This window comes from Pantoea sp. MQR6 (assembly GCF_022761075.1).
Taxonomy (GTDB): domain Bacteria; phylum Pseudomonadota; class Gammaproteobacteria; order Enterobacterales; family Enterobacteriaceae; genus Pantoea; species Pantoea phytostimulans.
Genome location: NZ_JAKYXB010000001.1, coordinates 881,148 through 897,624 on the forward strand (window position 1 = coordinate 881,148; position 16,477 = coordinate 897,624).

Sequence of the window (16,477 nt, forward strand, 5' to 3'; positions counted from 1 at the left end):
AACCGGAACTCAAACGAATTTATTTGGCAGAAAATCATTTCGAAACTTATGCAGGTAAATTTTACAACCTTATATTTCTCCACTACCTCTATTGTCAGGATAATATCCTGTTTATAAGTACAATGTATGGGGTTGGCTTATTCTCCTGATAAAAGATGAATTAACTAAAGCCATCGTCATTAATTCCCGCATTTATGGAAAAAGACGCATAAATCACTAATTTTCTACCATTGATAAGATTTTAGTTACCAGTTTGATAAAAAAGATGTGAAATAGTTGTATGAATTTGAGGGTAATTCCAGCTAAATCATTGCGCTGAATATATCCTTGAGATTAGTGAATTATGCTTTACATCTTGCGGCGGGGGGAGATATGCACGTAGTGATTCTCGGTAGTGGTGTTGTTGGCGTAGCCAGCGCTTGGTATCTGGCGCGAGCGGGACATCGGGTGACGGTCATTGATCGTCAGTCAGCAGCGGCAATGGAAACCAGTGCAGGAAATGCAGGCCAGATTTCACCAGGCTATGCGGCTCCCTGGGCTGCGCCCGGCGTCCCGCTCAAAGCCGTTAAATGGATGTTCCAGCGCCATGCACCGCTGGCGATTCGTCTGGATGGCAGCAGCTTCCAGTTGGAATGGATGTGGAACATGCTGCGTAACTGCGATATGAGCCACTATCAGCAGAACAAGAGCCGCATGGTGCGTATCGCTGAGTACAGTCGCGATTGCCTGAAAGCCTTACGCACTGAAACCGGTATTCTCTACGAGGGTCGTCAAGGTGGAACCTTGCAACTGTTCCGCACTCAGCAGCAATTCGACAGTGCCAGCAAAGATATTGCCGTGCTGCGTGATGCGGGAGTGCCTTATGAATTATTGCAATCTCACGAGCTGTCACGCGTTGAGCCAGCATTAGCGGCAACGCAGCATAAGCTCACCGGTGGATTACGTTTGCCGAATGATGAAACCGGTGACTGTCAGCTTTTCACGCAGCGCCTGGCCAAAATGGCAGAAGAAGCGGGTGTGGAATTTCGTTTTAATACCTCAGTGGATCATCTCCTGTGCAATGGTAATCGTATTTACGGGGTGAAATGCGGAGAAGAGGTGATTAAAGCCGACAGCTATGTTGTAGCGTTTGGCTCTTACTCGACTTCCTTACTGAAAAACATCGTCGACATCCCGGTTTATCCCCTGAAAGGTTATTCACTGACCATTCCTATCAAGAACGCCGATGCCGCACCCGTTTCAACAATCCTGGATGAAACCTATAAAGTTGCCGTAACGCGCTTTGACGATCGCATTCGTGTGGGTGGGATGGCCGAAATTGTTGGATTTAACACCAAACTGTTAGAGGCAAGGCGAGAAACGCTGGAGATGGTGGTAAGCGATCTTTATCCTGAAGGCGGTCATATTGAGCAGGCTAGTTTCTGGACGGGTTTGCGCCCAATGACGCCAGACGGTACACCGATTGTTGGTGCGACGCCGCTCTCTAATCTTTATCTCAACACCGGTCACGGTACACTGGGATGGACAATGGCGTGCGGTTCCGGCCAACTGCTGGCTGACCTTATTTCCGGTAAGAAACCGGCAATTGCGGCGGATGATTTATCCGTGTTCCGTTACTTACCCGGATTCAACGCGAACGCATCGCCGTTACGCAACGCTAACGCAACCCGTTAAGCTTTCAGGGAGAGGAAGAATGTCACGTCCCATTGTCGCCACCATTAATCAACAGGCGCTGCGGCATAATCTGGCGATTGTTCGCCGTGCTGCTCCACACTCACGCGTCTGGTCGGTGGTTAAAGCCAACGCCTATGGTCACGGTATTGCGCGTATTTGGCAGAGCCTGGCCGAAACGGATGGCTTTGCGCTACTCAATCTGGAAGAGGCCATTTTGCTGCGTGACCAAGGCTGGAATAAACCCATTTTGTTGCTGGAGGGGTTTTTTCATGAACAGGACCTGCCGTTAATTGACCGTTACCGATTAACCACCAGCGTACACAGCAACTGGCAGATCAAGGCATTAGCGAATGCGCAATTGTCGGCACCGATTGATCTCTATGTAAAAGTGAACAGCGGGATGAACCGACTTGGGTTTCGCCCTGAGCAAATCAATGGCGTTTGGCAGAAACTGCGTGCGTTGAAAAATGTGGGTGACATGACGCTGATGGCTCACTTCGCCGACGCTGAAAACCCTGAAGGAATTATCGAACCGATGCAGCGTATTGAACGCGCTGCAGAAGGCCTTAGCGCACCACGCTCATTATCTAACTCAGCGTGTACCTTGTGGCATCCCGAAGCCCATTATGATTGGGTGCGTCCCGGTATCGTCTTATACGGCGCTTCACCAAGCGGGGACTGGCAGGATATTGCCAGCAGCGGCTTGCAACCGGTGATGAGCTTAACCAGCGAGATCATTGGGGTGCAGCAGTTAAATCCTGGTGACGGTGTGGGATATGGTTATCGTTACCATGCACAGCAGGCGCAGCGCATTGGCGTGGTGGCATGCGGTTATGCCGATGGCTATCCGCGTCATGCGCCATCCGGCACGCCTGTTTGGGTTGACGGGGTGGTAACCCATGTTGTGGGGGCGGTATCGATGGATATGATTACCGTCGATTTAACGCCTTGTCCGCAGGCAGGAATAGGATCGAAAGTGGAGTTGTGGGGCGACCAGGTGAAAATCGATCAGGTTGCAAAAGCAGCCGGAACGGTGGGTTATGAGCTGATGTGTGCTCTTGCGCCACGCGTTCCGGTCGAGGTTATTTAAGCGCGGTCAGCGTACCCTGAATTGTTTTACTGCAGCGCCAGGCAATTAACGCCAGCGCTGCACCTAACAACATCATCCACGCCAGCGACATTTTCTCAGCCAGCGGCAGAGTAACAATCACTAAACTGCCCGCTGCGCCACCCGCCATCTGAATAAAACCCTGCAATGCTGAAGCCACACCTGCCTGCTGCTGATAAGGTTCTAGCGCGTAACTGGTGGCGGGACCCACAGTAAAGGCTAATCCCGCTACGGAAACAGCGACCGGCAGCATATAGAGTGTCCAATGCGTTTGAATCGATGCGGGCAGCAAATACATGCCTGCCATCAGCAGCAACGCGCCGAGCAGCATGGTAATAAATCCCATCGCCAGACAAAATGGGCGGCCTGCTTTGCGAATCGCTTTATTAACAAACACGCTAACCAGCATGATCCAAAACCCATTAGCGCCAAAAGCGAAAGAGAACTGCAGAGAAGATAAACCGCCTTCAGTCATCAAAACATGCGGTGCCAGCGAAACATAGGTCAATACCATGCCAAGTGCGCCAGCGTTGGCAAAGGCAAAAGCCAGGAAACGCGGCTGACGCAAAATTGCAGCGTATTGCGCCAGCGGCAGGCCTTTTACCCGCAGCGTATTGGCGGGACGGGTTTCCGGTAACCAGAAGATCACTAATACCGTGATCAGCGCAGCGTAACCGCACAGGAACCAGAAGGGCGCGCGCCAGTCAAATGCGCTGGCCAGTAATCCACCCAGCAACGGTGCCAATGCCGGAACGATATTCAGCGCGCCATTCAGAAATCCATAAGCACGCGCGGCGTCATCGCCGCTTAAGCGATCACGTACGCCGCTGAAGGCCACCACCGCGGTACAGCAAACTGCGCAACCTTGTACCAGACGCGCAATCAGGAACAGCGGCCAGGAAGTGGCTGTGGCAGCAATGATGCTGCCGATGATGTAGAGCGCCAGGCCAATCAGGGCAATAGGTTTGCGGCCATAATTATCAACCAGCGGGCCGGTAACGAGCTGACCTAACCCCATTACCAGCAAAAACAGCGGAATGGTAATCTGAATCAGGCTGACGGGCGTAGCTAAACCTTCAGCAATTTGAGGCAGAGTGGGCAAATAAAGATCGATGCCTAAAGGCGCTAACAGCACCAAGCTTAATAACAATAACGTAAATTTTTGCATAGCAACCAGAGGGTAAAACGTTCGTTAAAACGAGGCGAAGAGGGTAATGACTCAGCAGGCAAAAGGAAAGAAAATAAACGCGCATAAAATGCGATGCCTGCGGTTAACAGGCATCGCATTTTAAAGAGATATCATTAACTCAGTAAGCGCCATCACGGCGGAATACCACACCTGCGGTTTTAAATAAGATAGCGATATCAGTCCACAGCGCCCAGTTTTTGACATACCAGGAATCGAAATAGACGCGGGTATCATAATCGATGTCGTTTCGCCCACTGACCTGCCATAAACCGGTCATACCGGGCTTCGCCATCAGATAGTAATCGACATCGCCAGCGTAACGCGCCAGTTCAGCTTCAACAACCGGACGTGGCCCCACTAAACTCATTTCGCCCCGTATCACGTTCCATAATTGCGGCAGTTCATCAAGACTGGTTTTACGCAGAAAACCGCCAATTTTGGTAATGCGTGGATCGTTCTTAAGTTTGAAGTCTTTATCCCATTCAACACGCGCCTCTTCGCTGGTGGCGAGCAAATGTTCCAACACTTCTTTCGAGTTAGTTACCATTGAACGGAACTTCAGGCATTTAAACTTTTTACCATCCTGACCAATGCGTTCATGACCATAAATTGCATTGCCGCCGTCCCGTTTTACCATTGAGCAGAGCAGAGCGAAAACGGGCGCCAGAAACACCAGCAATATTGAGGCGACCACGATATCAAAAGCGCGTTTAAGGAAGCGTGACGAATGCTTAGCAAGGTTATTGCTGACACGCAAAATCATCACTTCATGGCTAAAAATGAACGACATATCGGTGCCATACAACGGCACGCCACGCAGGGTAGGAATAACTGAAACACTACGGCAATTCATTTTGGAGAGGAATTTCAGCCAACGGTCACGCATCGGCTGCTGCTCATATTCCATCGCTACGATGAACTGGATATTGTCACGGTCAATGGTCTGCCAGTTAATGTCCTTCCAGGCCACCACCGGTACGCCATTTACGCTCTGCTGCTTTGGCACGTCATCAATTGAGATAAACGCCTGCACGTTGTAGCCAAGAATCTCTTCGCTCTGCAATGCCGCATACGCTTCGGTGGCGTTCTTACCCGAACCAATGATGATGGTGTCTTTTTGCCATTGGCCGGCTTTGTTGATCGCTCGTTTCACGAATGCACGCATCAGCGGCAGAAGAATCAGCGCGTAGGTCCAGCTGAAGACCCACACCATGCGTGAAAAATCCCACTTAGAAAAAGCAATCAGGGCGAGATCGAGCAGGGAGAAGACGAACAACGTTTTAACGACTTCTTTCAGCTCGAACCAAAACGGTTTGCGGTAAGTGTAGTGACGTAATCGAACCCAGAACCAGCCAGTACACATCACTGACATAATAAACTGTGCGGTAAAACGGTATTCGATTTGATGCGGAGGAATAAACGAATCCAGCTCTCCCCAAATACCCTGGATTGTGGCGGCGGATAAAAATAGCGCCAAATTTAAAGCAATAAGATCGGAAAAACTTAAGGCAAACTTCACGATGATGTTTTTACGTGTTCCGCTCCATGAGCGGCTCGCGTCATTCATTACTAATGTACTTGCCATAAAACCTGCTCTCTTCTTCAAGTAAAAGATGGCCTGACCAGAATCAAGTACGCGTTCAGGAGTGGGCTACTGAAAATAATTAAATATATTTTCAGTCTGTTACAGTCATTAGAGCCAAAGTTGCTGCGTCGAGGGCGATGGGAAAAATCGTGACATCCATCACGAAAAACTGCAGCGTTGTTTAAGAGTATGCAGGAGATATTTGATAGAGTTAATACGGAACTATTCTGAAAACTAAAAATTGCACTAAAGTTTAGTTGGGTTATCTTATTGAAAAGAGAGGATAAAACCTTTTTATTCGAAGTTGGAACTAATGATTTTAAGACTCATTTTCAGAATTACCGCCAAATATGTTATCTGGCGGTAAGTATTCCGGGTCAGGCTGGTTTTCTTAATACCCAACGATCGCCTTCTTTATCGTAATGCGCTATTTCCAGATCCACGGGATTATCATCTATCCACGCAGGAACGCTGGTCTCTTGATCCCAGCCATCAAGCTGATAACTTAAGCCGGGATTGGTCTGGCAGGGAATGCTGACGGTTTCAAAATTCTCGCTGTCGAACTCGGCATCAATGATTTCGTAACGGCCAATTTTAACGACGTGTCCCATTCAATTCTCCCGTTTATACTGGGTTGAATATTTAGCTTAGTAGGTTTATGCCGAATTACGAGCCTGATTTTGTAGGATTAATCCTTGTCTTCTGCTGGACGTACGCCGATTTTCACAATGCGATTGTCCTCTTTTTCCGCGACGGTCCAGGTTAATTGCTTCCATTCCATATGATCGCCAACTACCGGGGTTCCGCCGAGCATATTTAGCATTAGCTGCCCGAGCGATTGTTGATCATTGGTCTCTTCATCAAGTTCCAGACCGTAGATTTGCGCGATATCACGTAAACGTGCTTCCGCGTCGAGAATGAAGTCACCAAAGAAACGTTGATCTAATGAAACCGGCGGCGATTGGCTAAACATCTTGCCCAATGCGGGCAGGTCGCGCTCACGTCCAATGACGCAGATCACATCATTTTCTTTTAAACGCGTTCCGCCATTGGGGTGCATCAATACGTTGTCTCTGAACAGGGCGGCTATCCTGGTTTCACGCGGCATTTGGAGATCGCGAAGTGCTGCTCCCACACACCATTTGTCTGCACTCAATTGATAGACAAATTGTTCCCACGGGTTTTCCGGGTGAATGTCCAGGCCAATGCGGCTAATAGGAGAGGCCGTTGGCGGCACGACTACTTTGGCTTTCTTCGCAGCAAAGCCAAGCGAAGTACCTTGTAGCATTAAAGAGACCAGCACCACAAAGAAGGCGATATTAAAATAGAGCGAGGCATTTTCTAAGCCTGCCATCATCGGGAACACTGCCAGGATAATCGGTACGGCGCCGCGTAAACCTACCCAGCTGATAAATATGCGCTCACGCCCGGTAAAGTTACGAAACGGTAACAGACCAATAAACACCGAAAGCGGGCGCGCCACCAGAATCAGCCACAACGACAAAATCATGGCCGGTACGGCGATATGCCAAAGATCGGACGGGGTGACTAACAGACCCAACACGATAAACATGCCGATTTGGCTTAACCATGCCATACCATCAAAGGTTTGTAAGATGCCGTGGCGGTTGCGGATTGGGCTATTCCCTAATAAGAACCCGCACAGGTAAACCGCCAAAATGCCGCTGCCTTCCAGCATGGTAGTCAGGGCGAAGACTAAGATGCCGCCGCTTAACGCCAGTAAAGGATATAAGCCGCTGGCCAGGTTGATACGGTTTATCAACTGTTGCAACGCCCAACCGCCGCCGAGTCCCAGCGCAATGCCTAAACCAAACTGCTGAATCAGATGAACCAGAAACATCCAGTCGAGGCCGGTTTGCCCCTGCTGGATCATTTCAATCAACGTGATGGTAAGAAACACCGCCATTGGATCATTACTGCCCGACTCGATTTCCAGCGTTGAGCTGACGCGCTCATTAAGACCTTTATCGCCAAGTAGTGAAAATACCGCCGCAGCGTCAGTGGAGCCGATGATTGCGCCAATCAGGAAGCCCTGCATCATGTCCAGATTGAATAGCCATGCGGCGACCAGGCCGGTTAATCCCGCGGTAATCATTACGCCGACGGTGGCAAGCGAAAGCGCCGGGCCCAACGCAACTTTAAAAGAGCTGGCTTTGGTGCGCATTCCCCCATCTAACAAAATGATCGCGAGTGCCAGGTTTGAGATGAGGTAAGCCGCAGGATAGTTATCAAAGGCGATGCCGCCAATGCCATCGACACCGGTCAACATGCCCAGCGCAAGAAAGATAACCAGAATAGGGATGCCTAAACGTGAGGAGAATGAACTGAGTAAAATGCTTGAAGCAACCAGCACAGAACCAATGATAAACAGACTATAAACAATATTGTGGTTCAAACCCGGTCTCCTGCGGTAATAAGGGCGGTATCAGCGAGTGTGGCAATATTCCATGCTATGTATGAAAGATAATGTTTTATCAATGAGTTGTCATCGTCAATATTCTAATTATATGAAATGTTAATAACCCTGCAGAATAGGATTAATGTGAAGAATGAAGGGGTTGGCGAGCCAGACGAAGAAAAGAGGGTGTTTTTGCAGGTTATTCAAAGGATAAAATAGAGAGGCCAGCCTCTATCCAGGAACGTTAAGCAGAAGATCGGTTGACTAGACCCGCTTACACCCGGTCTCTTACCTCAGTAAGTTTTCGGGAGATTCACAGACTAACCCACAGACAACAACTTAACTTCTCGAAAAAGGCTGGCTAAGTTACTCAGGCTTCAGCAGCCTGTTTATGAAACAGTTCGCGGAACACAGGATAGATATCTTCTGGCTCACGAATATGCTGAATAGCAAAGTTATCAAAGGTTGATTGCAGGTGCTCATACTCACGCCAGAGCGTTTGATGCGCACGTCGCGTAATTTCGATGTAACTGTAGTAACGCACCACCGGCAGAATATTTTTCGCTAATATCTCATGACATAACGGTGAGTCATCTGCCCAGTTATCGCCATCGGAAGCTTGTGCAGCATAAATATTCCACTGAGCCGGGTCGTAACGCTCTTTTACCACTTCATCCATTAATTTCAGGGCGCTGGAAACAATAGTACCGCCCGTTTCCTGTGAGTAGAAGAACTCCTGCTCATCGACTTCTTTCGCTTGGGTATGGTGGCGAATATAGACCACATCTACGTTCTTATAGGTTCGGCTAAGGAACAGATAGAGCAGAATATAAAAACGCTTCGCCATATCTTTAGTGGCCTGATCCATTGAACCTGAAACATCCATCAAGCAAAACATCACGGCCTGGCTAGAAGGTTCTGCACGTTTCTCGAAGTTCTTGTAACGCAGGTCAAACGTGTCGATAAACGGGACGCGTTCGATACGTGCCCGCAGTTCAGCTATCTCCTTACGCAGCCGCTCTTCTTCAAGTAACTGGGCAGGCTCCGCTTTCTCTACAGAAGTCAGCGCATCTTCCAGTTCATGCAACATGCGGCGTTTACCTGCCGTCATGGCTGTGCGACGCGCCAGCGAGTTTTGCAGTGAGCGCACCACACTGATGTTGGCGGGCACGCCGTTTGAAGTGAAACCGGCGCGATGCGTCTTATATTCGTTCAATTGCCGATGCTGATTTTTGCGCAAGTTCGGTAACGCTAAATCTTCAAACAGCAGATCAAGGTATTCATCTTTTGAGATTTGAAAAACGAACTCGTCCTGGCCTTCACCATCCTGGCTGGCGTTTCCCTGACCACTGCCGCCACCGCCGCCGCCTTGTGGCCGCTCAATGCGATCGTTTTGGACAAAGTGATCGTTGCCGGGATGAACGCGATGGCGGTTACCGCCGCGTCCCTGATGAAAACTTGGCTCGTTGATATCATCAATGGGAATTGAAACGGATTCTCCACTCTCAACGTCAGTAACCGAGCGCTTGTTGATGGCCTCGGAAATCGACTGCTTGATTTGTGACTTATAACGGCGCAAGAAGCGCTGACGGTTGACCGCGCTCTTGTTTTTGCCGTTCAGTCGGCGATCGATAAAATAGGCCATAGTCTTCCCCCAAACTACATTGTAAGCAGGTCGGGCATGCCCGACCTTGAACCTTTACCAATGTCACAGCATCGGCTTGCTTACAGGCTTTGATTAGGACGATTTGCGCACACGCAGATACCATTCGCACAGCAGGCGAACCTGTTTGCGGGTATAGCCTTTTTCCATCATGCGATCGACAAAATCATCATGTTTTTTCTGTTCATCCGTTGAGGTTTTGGTGTTGAATGAAATCACCGGCAATAACTCTTCCGTGTTAGAGAACATTTTCTTCTCAATGACGGTACGCAGCTTCTCATAGCTGGTCCAGTTTGGATTGCGGCCATTGTTGTGTGCACGGGCACGCAGGACAAAATTCACAATCTCATTACGGAAGTCTTTCGGGTTACTGATCCCGGCTGGTTTCTCGATTTTTTCCAGCTCAGCGTTGAGCGATTCACGATCAAACAGCTGTCCGGTATCAGGGTCACGATATTCCTGATCCTGGATCCAGAAGTCTGCGTAGGTCACGTAGCGATCAAAGATGTTCTGACCATATTCGGAGTAAGATTCCAGATAGGCCGTTTGAATCTCTTTGCCAATGAACTCAGCATATTTCGGAATTAAATAGCCTTTCAGATGTTCCAGATACTTCTCGGCCTGATCTTGCGGGAACTGTTCACGCTCAATCTGCTGTTCAAGTACATAGAACAGATGCACCGGGTTAGCGGCAACTTCTACATGGTCGAAGTTAAATACGCGTGAAAGGATTTTAAAGGCGAAACGTGTTGATAGACCGTTCATGCCTTCGTCTACGCCCGCATAATCGTGGTATTCCTGCCAGGATTTCGCTTTAGGATCGGTATCCTTCAGGGTTTCGCCATCATAAACGCGCATTTTTGAGTAGATACTGGAGTTCTCAGGATCTTTCATGCGCGACAAGATGGAGAAGCGAGCCAGCGTTTCCAGCGTGCCCGGTGCGCAAGGCGATGTCGCTAATTCACTGTGATTCAGCAACTTCTCATAGATCTTGATCTCTTCGGAAACGCGCAGGCAATAAGGCACTTTAACGATGTAAACACGGTCAAGAAACGCCTCATTATTTTTGTTGTTACGGAACGTCACCCATTCAGATTCGTTTGAGTGCGCCAAAATAATGCCGTTGAACGGCAGGGCGGAAATACCTTCGGTACCGTTGTAGTTACCTTCCTGCGTCGCGGTTAACAAAGGATGCAGCACCTTAATTGGCGCTTTAAACATTTCGACGAACTCCATGATGCCTTGGTTCGCACGGCACAGCGCACCAGAATAACCGTAAGCATCAGGATCGTTTTGAGCGTGGTTTTCCAGTTTACGGATGTCCACTTTACCCACAAGCGCAGAAATATCTTGGTTGTTTTCATCGCCTGGTTCAGTTTTAGCGATGGCTAACTGTTCCAAAATCGACGGCCAAACTTTTACGACTTTGAAGCGGGTGATATCGCCACCAAAGTCATGCAAACGCTTAGCGGCCCAAGGGGACATGATGGTGCCAAGGTAACGACGTGGTACGCCATACTCTTTCTCAAGGATATTGGCATCTTCTTGCGGGTTAAACAGGCAGAGTGGATGGTCGTTTACCGGGCTGCGCTCGCCATCTGCGCTCAAAACGTAAATGGGCACGCGCTGCATTAATGCTTTAAGGCGTTCAGCCAGCGAGGACTTACCCCCACCAACCGGTCCCAGTAAATAGAGAATTTGTTTCTTCTCTTCAAGCCCTTGAGCGGCGTGTTTCAGATAGGAAACGATTTGTTCGATCGCTTCTTCCATGCCGTAAAACTCTTCGAACGCTGGATAGCGTCCCATCACACGATTGGAGAATATTCTGGAAAGGCGTGGCTCTTGAGCAGTGTCGACCATTACTGGCTCACCTATAGCCATTAATAGTCGCTCTGCAGCATTAGCGTATGCACTGCGATCTTGTTTACAGGTAGCAAGAAATTCCTGCAGTGTGAACTCTTCGTCCTTGGCAGCTTCATAACGCTGACGATAGTGATCGAATATATTCATAGCGATGCCCGTCCTTTCGTTTTTAGCACAGGTAAAGGAGCGTAATTAGTTGCTCATGCAGCTCCCGGAAAATATTCTCTATTGAGTACAGCAACCCTTATGCCAACCTGACGTCTTTTAATCCGGATACACAATTCTTATGGTTACTCTGCTCGTACAAAAAAGTCTCGTCTTACTTCTAACTGTAGAAGGCATTTAAGAAATTTCCTCCGCGTATTGAGATGATGTAGTGATATATCAATAGCAAAGTCATTTAATTGCAAAACAACCTTGTCAGGAAAAACGGCGTTGAGGAGGAGAAATTTAACCATTCATGCCTTCTTTCAGCGATGAATGCTAAGCCTGCTCCAGATAACGGTTAAACCCGTGAAAAAAAGCCGTTAGACTCCATGGGTGATTGTTATATTTATGGAATGAATAAATTGTGAACCAATTCAAACTTAAAGCCCTTGCTGCTCTTTTACCTTGTTCTTTACTCTTTAATGTCGCCCAGGCTGCACCCTTATCACTTGGTGCATCAGTGATTTATGCTGAATCTCCTTATCGTGGCGGACAGGATCGTTACATTCCCGTACCGGTAATTAATTATGAAGGCGAGAACTTCTGGTTCCGTAGCCTGCAAGGCGGCTATTACCTCTGGAAAGACCCACAAAATCAATTGTCATTAACGCTGGCTGGTTCGCCGCAACAGTACGATCCTGGTGACAACGATTTGGGGGATATGAAACATCTGGATAAACGTCGCATGACATTAATGGGCGGCGCAACGTATCGCCATACCGCCGATTGGGGCATTGTGCGCACCGCATTGCTGGGTGATGTGCTCAATAACAGCAACGGGATTATTTGGGATCTGACTTACTTGTACCGCTTCGAGATGGGTGATTTTTCCGTCACGCCAGGCATCGGGGCGATGTGGAACAGCGCTAACCAGAACCGCTATTATTATGGTGTTTCAGGTCATGAGAGCGCGCGTACCGGCATTGATCGTTATGACCCAGACGACAGCTGGTCACCCTATCTTGAACTCAGCGCCAGCTATCAAATCTCACCGCAATGGAATGCCAGTGTCATCGGACGCTATACCCGTTTTGACAGTGAGATCAAAGATAGCCCAATGGTTGATAAAAGCGGCCAGGCTACACTCTGGACTGGCATCAGCTATACCTTCTGATTATGCACCAAATGAGGGCATTTTATGCCCTCTGCTCTTTTCTGGTGCCTTAAATTGATGCAGGAGAGCAGAATGAACAAAACAGTCACCTTTGCTAGTCAACATATCCTTCCCGCAATAGGTCAAGGCACCTGGTTTATGGGCGAAGATAACGCCCATCGACAGCAGGAAGTCAAGGCGCTGCAAGCCGGACTCGATTGTGGACTCAAGCTTATCGACACGGCTGAAATGTATGCAGATGGCGGCGCAGAAAGCGTAGTGGGAGAAGCCTTACAAGGACGACGCGATGAGGCCTTTCTGGTTTCCAAAGTTTATCCGTGGAATGCGGGCGAGTATGACGCTATCGAAGCCTGTGAGCGCAGTCTTGCCCGGCTCAAGACAGATCGTATCGATCTCTATTTATTGCATTGGCGTGGCAATGTACCGCTAGAGGAGACCATCAGAGCGATGGTCTCGTTGCAACGGCAGGGTAAAATTCTGCATTGGGGCGTTTCGAATTTCGACATCGACGACATGATGGAATTGTGGAGCGAATCGGGCGGTGAACACTGCGCGACTAATCAGGTGCTTTACCATCTTGCTTCACGGGGCATTGAATATGATCTGCTGCCTGAATGTCAGCAGCGGAATCTGCCCATTATGGCTTACTGTCCGTTGGCTCAGGCTGGACGTCTACGCAACGCGCTGTTCTCGGAGGCTGCATTAGGAAAAATTGCACAGCAAAAGGGCATAAGCGTGGCGCAATTACTGTTGGCTTGGGTCATACGCAAAACAGGCGTTCTTGCTATTCCAAAAGCCAGTTCGATCGCGCATGTTCAGGAAAATGCTGCGGCGCTGGATATTGAATTGACGGATGAAGATCTGTTTCTCATCAATCAAGCCTTTCCGCCGCCGCCGCATAAATTACCGCTGGATATTGTTTAAATGTGAAAAAATTAAACGACGTCGCCGCTACGCTTTTTTGCGTAAACGAAAAGTTGTTCCTAATCGCGCAGGTTTCTCGCCTGCGCTACGCAGGGGTGTATTGATGCGCGCTGTTTCTACACATACCAGCGTTCTATACCCATCGTTCGCCATATCCGCCATGCTACAAGAAAGCTCAACGCCGGGATTCCAGGTAACAACATCGCTGTGATGGTGATGATAAACCTCAATCAGACGTTGTCCTGCTTTATCGTGAATCACAGAGCAATCTTCAGCTTGCGTGAAAATACGATCAACACGTCCCGGATAACGCTGCTTACCCTCGCTGGTGCCCTGAACGTTGTTTTCGACTTTATCAATATAGGTTTTGCCCAGACCGCTGACTTCAACCTCAGCGATATCCGCCACGGTAAAATAGCTGTGCAGCGCCGCTGTCGCTTCAAAATCGCCGTGCGCTTCTAATTCGATTTCGCAATGTTGACCTAAACGAAAACGGGCAAACAGGGTGAAATCATGTGGCCATAGCTTTTTGGTTTGTGCATTACTTTCCAGCACAAAGGTCAATATCACACCTTCATCGTTTTCATCGTGTGCGGAGAGTGTCCAGGTTTGATTGCGGGCAAAGCCGTGGGCGGGTTCACCTGCCGGGCCAAACCACGGCCAGCAAATAGGCACACCGCCACGGATCGCTTTACCGGGTGAGAAGGGGGTTTTATCGCTCAACCAAATCACCGGTTTTTCGCCGCTGGGTTGCCAGGCAATTAAATGCGCGCCCTGCAGCGTAATGGCAGCGCGTACTTTAGGATGGCTGATGACAATCGCAGGCAGATCGCCCACCTGACGTTGCGACAGATAAGGCGTAATTTGAGTCACAACGGGCAATGAAAAGAGTTTGTCTTGCATGTGCGAATCCTTCCTGTGCGGACCATAAAAAAAGGGCGACCGAAGTCGCCCTTATTCTCAACACTGTCTGGCTATCTTATTTAGAAGAAACCAGTGCAATCAGGTCGAGTACCTTGTGCGAGTAGCCAGTTTCGTTATCGTACCAGGAAACCAGTTTCACAAAGTTATCATTCAGCGCGATACCGGCTTTAGCATCGAATACTGAAGTCAGCGTTTCGCCGTTGAAATCGGTAGAAACCACTTCATCTTCAACATAGCCCAGAACGCCTTTCATATCGCCTTCTGATGCTGCTTTGATAGCAGAGCAGATTTCTTTGTAAGAAGCAGGCTTCGCCAGACGTACAGTCAGGTCAACGACTGAAACGTTAGGGGTTGGAACGCGGAACGCCATACCGGTCAGTTTGCCATTCAATTCTGGCAGAACTTTACCAACGGCTTTAGCTGCGCCAGTTGATGAAGGGATGATGTTCTGAGATGCGCCACGACCGCCGCGCCAGTCTTTGTGAGACGGGCCATCAACAGTTTTCTGCGTTGCCGTAGTCGCGTGGACGGTGGTCATCAGGCCTTCAACGATGCCGAACTGGTCGTTGATAACTTTAGCCAACGGCGCCAGGCAGTTGGTGGTGCAAGATGCGTTAGAAACGATATCCTGACCTTCGTATTTGTCGAAGTTGGCACCACGTACAAACATTGGGGTGTCATCTTTAGACGGGCCAGTCAGAACGACTTTCTTAGCACCAGCAGTGATGTGTTTACGGGCAGTTTCGTCGGTCAGGAAGATACCGGTTGCTTCAGCAACAACGTCAACGCCAACTTCGTCCCATTTCAGGTTAGCCGGATCTCTCTCAGCGGTAACACGAATTTTCTTACCGTTAACAACCAGCGCGCCATCTTTCACTTCAACGGTACCGTCGAAACGACCATGAGTTGAGTCAAACTTCAGCATGTACGCCATGTATTCAGCGTCGAGCAGGTCGTTGATAGCAACGATTTCGATGTCTGAACGCTGTTGAGCAGCACGAAAAACGATGCGACCGATACGGCCAAAACCGTTGATACCTACTTTGATAGTCATATATTCCACCAGCTATTTGTTAGTGAATAAAAGGTTGGCTGTAAAATTACAAAAACCTTACCAGGCGTCAAGCGGAATCGTGTCAATTGTTGCGACAGGTCAATCCACTCAACAGGAATAATTCGTTGCGCAAACGCTTGCGCAACGAATATGCCATTGCGCTTCGTTAACACCATCGCCGAATATAAAGGGATACCTAAGATAAAAGGTGATCAGAGTCACAAATCTACGTTGTGGAGGTCTCGACGAAAGGATGAGCACGAAATAAGACCCGACTAATGTTGTTCATTTGTTAGAATAGTAGTCGATTTTTTCAGAATGACACCCTCCGGAATCTCTTAAATGGCTAAAGAAACCGCACCCGAAGCAAAAATTGCGCAATTGTCTGAAATGCAGCGTTACGTTACTCAGCATCGTGGCACAGAACCGCCTTTCAGCGGCGCGCTATTGCAAAACAAACAGGACGGCATTTACCACTGTCTGGTGTGTAATTCACCGTTGTTCCTCTCTGAAACAAAATATGACTCAGGTTGTGGCTGGCCGAGCTTTTACGAGCCCGTCAGTGACGAAGCGATTCGCTATATTGAGGATGACTCACACGGCATGCAGCGTATTGAAATTCGTTGTAATAACTGTGATGCGCACCTTGGGCATGTTTTCCCAGATGGCCCACAGCCTACCGGCGAGCGCTATTGTGTGAATTCAGCCTCGTTGAACTTTACCGATGAGCAAGGCGAACAAACAGAAGGGTAA

The 16,477-nt window shown here is 48.8% G+C and carries 13 protein-coding genes; 5 read left to right on the plus strand and 8 right to left on the minus strand.

The genetic code is table 11. The features are described from left to right. Window positions 1-372 precede the first annotated feature (372 nt). Both MUG06_RS04060 and dadX read left to right on the plus strand, forming a co-directional pair. Window positions 373-1,674 carry a D-amino acid dehydrogenase gene (locus MUG06_RS04060; protein WP_215848269.1) on the plus strand — a complete coding sequence of 434 codons (1,302 nt, stop codon included), beginning with the start codon at window positions 373-375 and terminating at the stop codon, window positions 1,672-1,674. A 19-nt stretch (window positions 1,675-1,693) separates the two neighbouring features. Then, entirely contained in the window at window positions 1,694-2,764 is a 1,071-nt protein-coding gene (gene dadX / locus MUG06_RS04065) for a catabolic alanine racemase DadX (protein WP_243077805.1), read from the plus strand. On the opposite strand, the gene MUG06_RS04070 is transcribed toward dadX, so the two are convergent. From MUG06_RS04070 to yeaG, 6 genes are all read right to left on the minus strand, one after another. Then, entirely contained in the window at window positions 2,757-3,950 is a 1,194-nt protein-coding gene (locus tag MUG06_RS04070; RefSeq protein WP_215846650.1) for a multidrug effflux MFS transporter, read from the minus strand. The genes dadX and MUG06_RS04070 overlap by 8 nt on opposite strands. 139 nt (window positions 3,951-4,089) lie before the next feature. Further along, on the minus strand, window positions 4,090-5,556 hold the full coding sequence (gene wbaP / locus MUG06_RS04075) for an undecaprenyl-phosphate galactose phosphotransferase WbaP (protein ID WP_215846651.1): 1,467 nt from the start codon (window positions 5,554-5,556) through the stop codon (window positions 4,090-4,092). Window positions 5,557-5,933: 377 nt separating this feature from the next. Further along, window positions 5,934-6,167 (minus strand): DUF1480 family protein, encoded by a 234-nt coding sequence (locus MUG06_RS04080; RefSeq protein WP_215846652.1) that lies wholly within the window; start codon window positions 6,165-6,167, stop codon window positions 5,934-5,936. Window positions 6,168-6,244: 77 nt separating this feature from the next. Continuing rightward, window positions 6,245-7,972, minus strand: a complete 1,728-nt coding sequence (locus MUG06_RS04085; protein WP_215846653.1) for a potassium/proton antiporter — start codon at window positions 7,970-7,972, stop codon at window positions 6,245-6,247. 373 nt (window positions 7,973-8,345) lie between these two features. Next, window positions 8,346-9,620, minus strand: a complete 1,275-nt coding sequence (locus tag MUG06_RS04090; RefSeq protein ID WP_215846654.1) for a YeaH/YhbH family protein — start codon at window positions 9,618-9,620, stop codon at window positions 8,346-8,348. Between the two features lie 93 nt (window positions 9,621-9,713). Further along, window positions 9,714-11,648, minus strand: coding sequence for a protein kinase YeaG (gene yeaG, locus MUG06_RS04095; RefSeq protein WP_215846655.1), 1,935 nt, complete (start codon window positions 11,646-11,648; stop codon window positions 9,714-9,716). A gap of 424 nt (window positions 11,649-12,072) precedes the next feature. Between yeaG and MUG06_RS04100 the strand changes: the two genes are divergently transcribed. Continuing rightward, a complete protein-coding gene (locus MUG06_RS04100) occupies window positions 12,073-12,822 on the plus strand; it encodes a MipA/OmpV family protein (protein WP_243077806.1) in 750 nt (249 codons plus the stop codon). Between the two features lie 72 nt (window positions 12,823-12,894). Continuing rightward, window positions 12,895-13,746 (plus strand): aldo/keto reductase, encoded by an 852-nt coding sequence (locus tag MUG06_RS04105; protein ID WP_243077807.1) that lies wholly within the window; start codon window positions 12,895-12,897, stop codon window positions 13,744-13,746. Between the two features lie 27 nt (window positions 13,747-13,773). On the opposite strand, the gene MUG06_RS04110 is transcribed toward MUG06_RS04105, so the two are convergent. Beyond that, window positions 13,774-14,649: a D-hexose-6-phosphate mutarotase gene (locus MUG06_RS04110; RefSeq protein WP_215846658.1), complete on the minus strand. Its 876-nt coding sequence runs from the start codon at window positions 14,647-14,649 to the stop codon at window positions 13,774-13,776. A gap of 76 nt (window positions 14,650-14,725) precedes the next feature. Continuing rightward, entirely contained in the window at window positions 14,726-15,724 is a 999-nt protein-coding gene (gene gapA / locus MUG06_RS04115) for a glyceraldehyde-3-phosphate dehydrogenase (protein WP_215846659.1), read from the minus strand. 342 nt (window positions 15,725-16,066) lie between these two features. Here gapA and msrB point away from each other — a divergent pair, with 342 nt between their 5' ends. After that, window positions 16,067-16,477, plus strand: a complete 411-nt coding sequence (gene msrB, locus MUG06_RS04120) for a peptide-methionine (R)-S-oxide reductase MsrB (protein ID WP_215846660.1) — start codon at window positions 16,067-16,069, stop codon at window positions 16,475-16,477.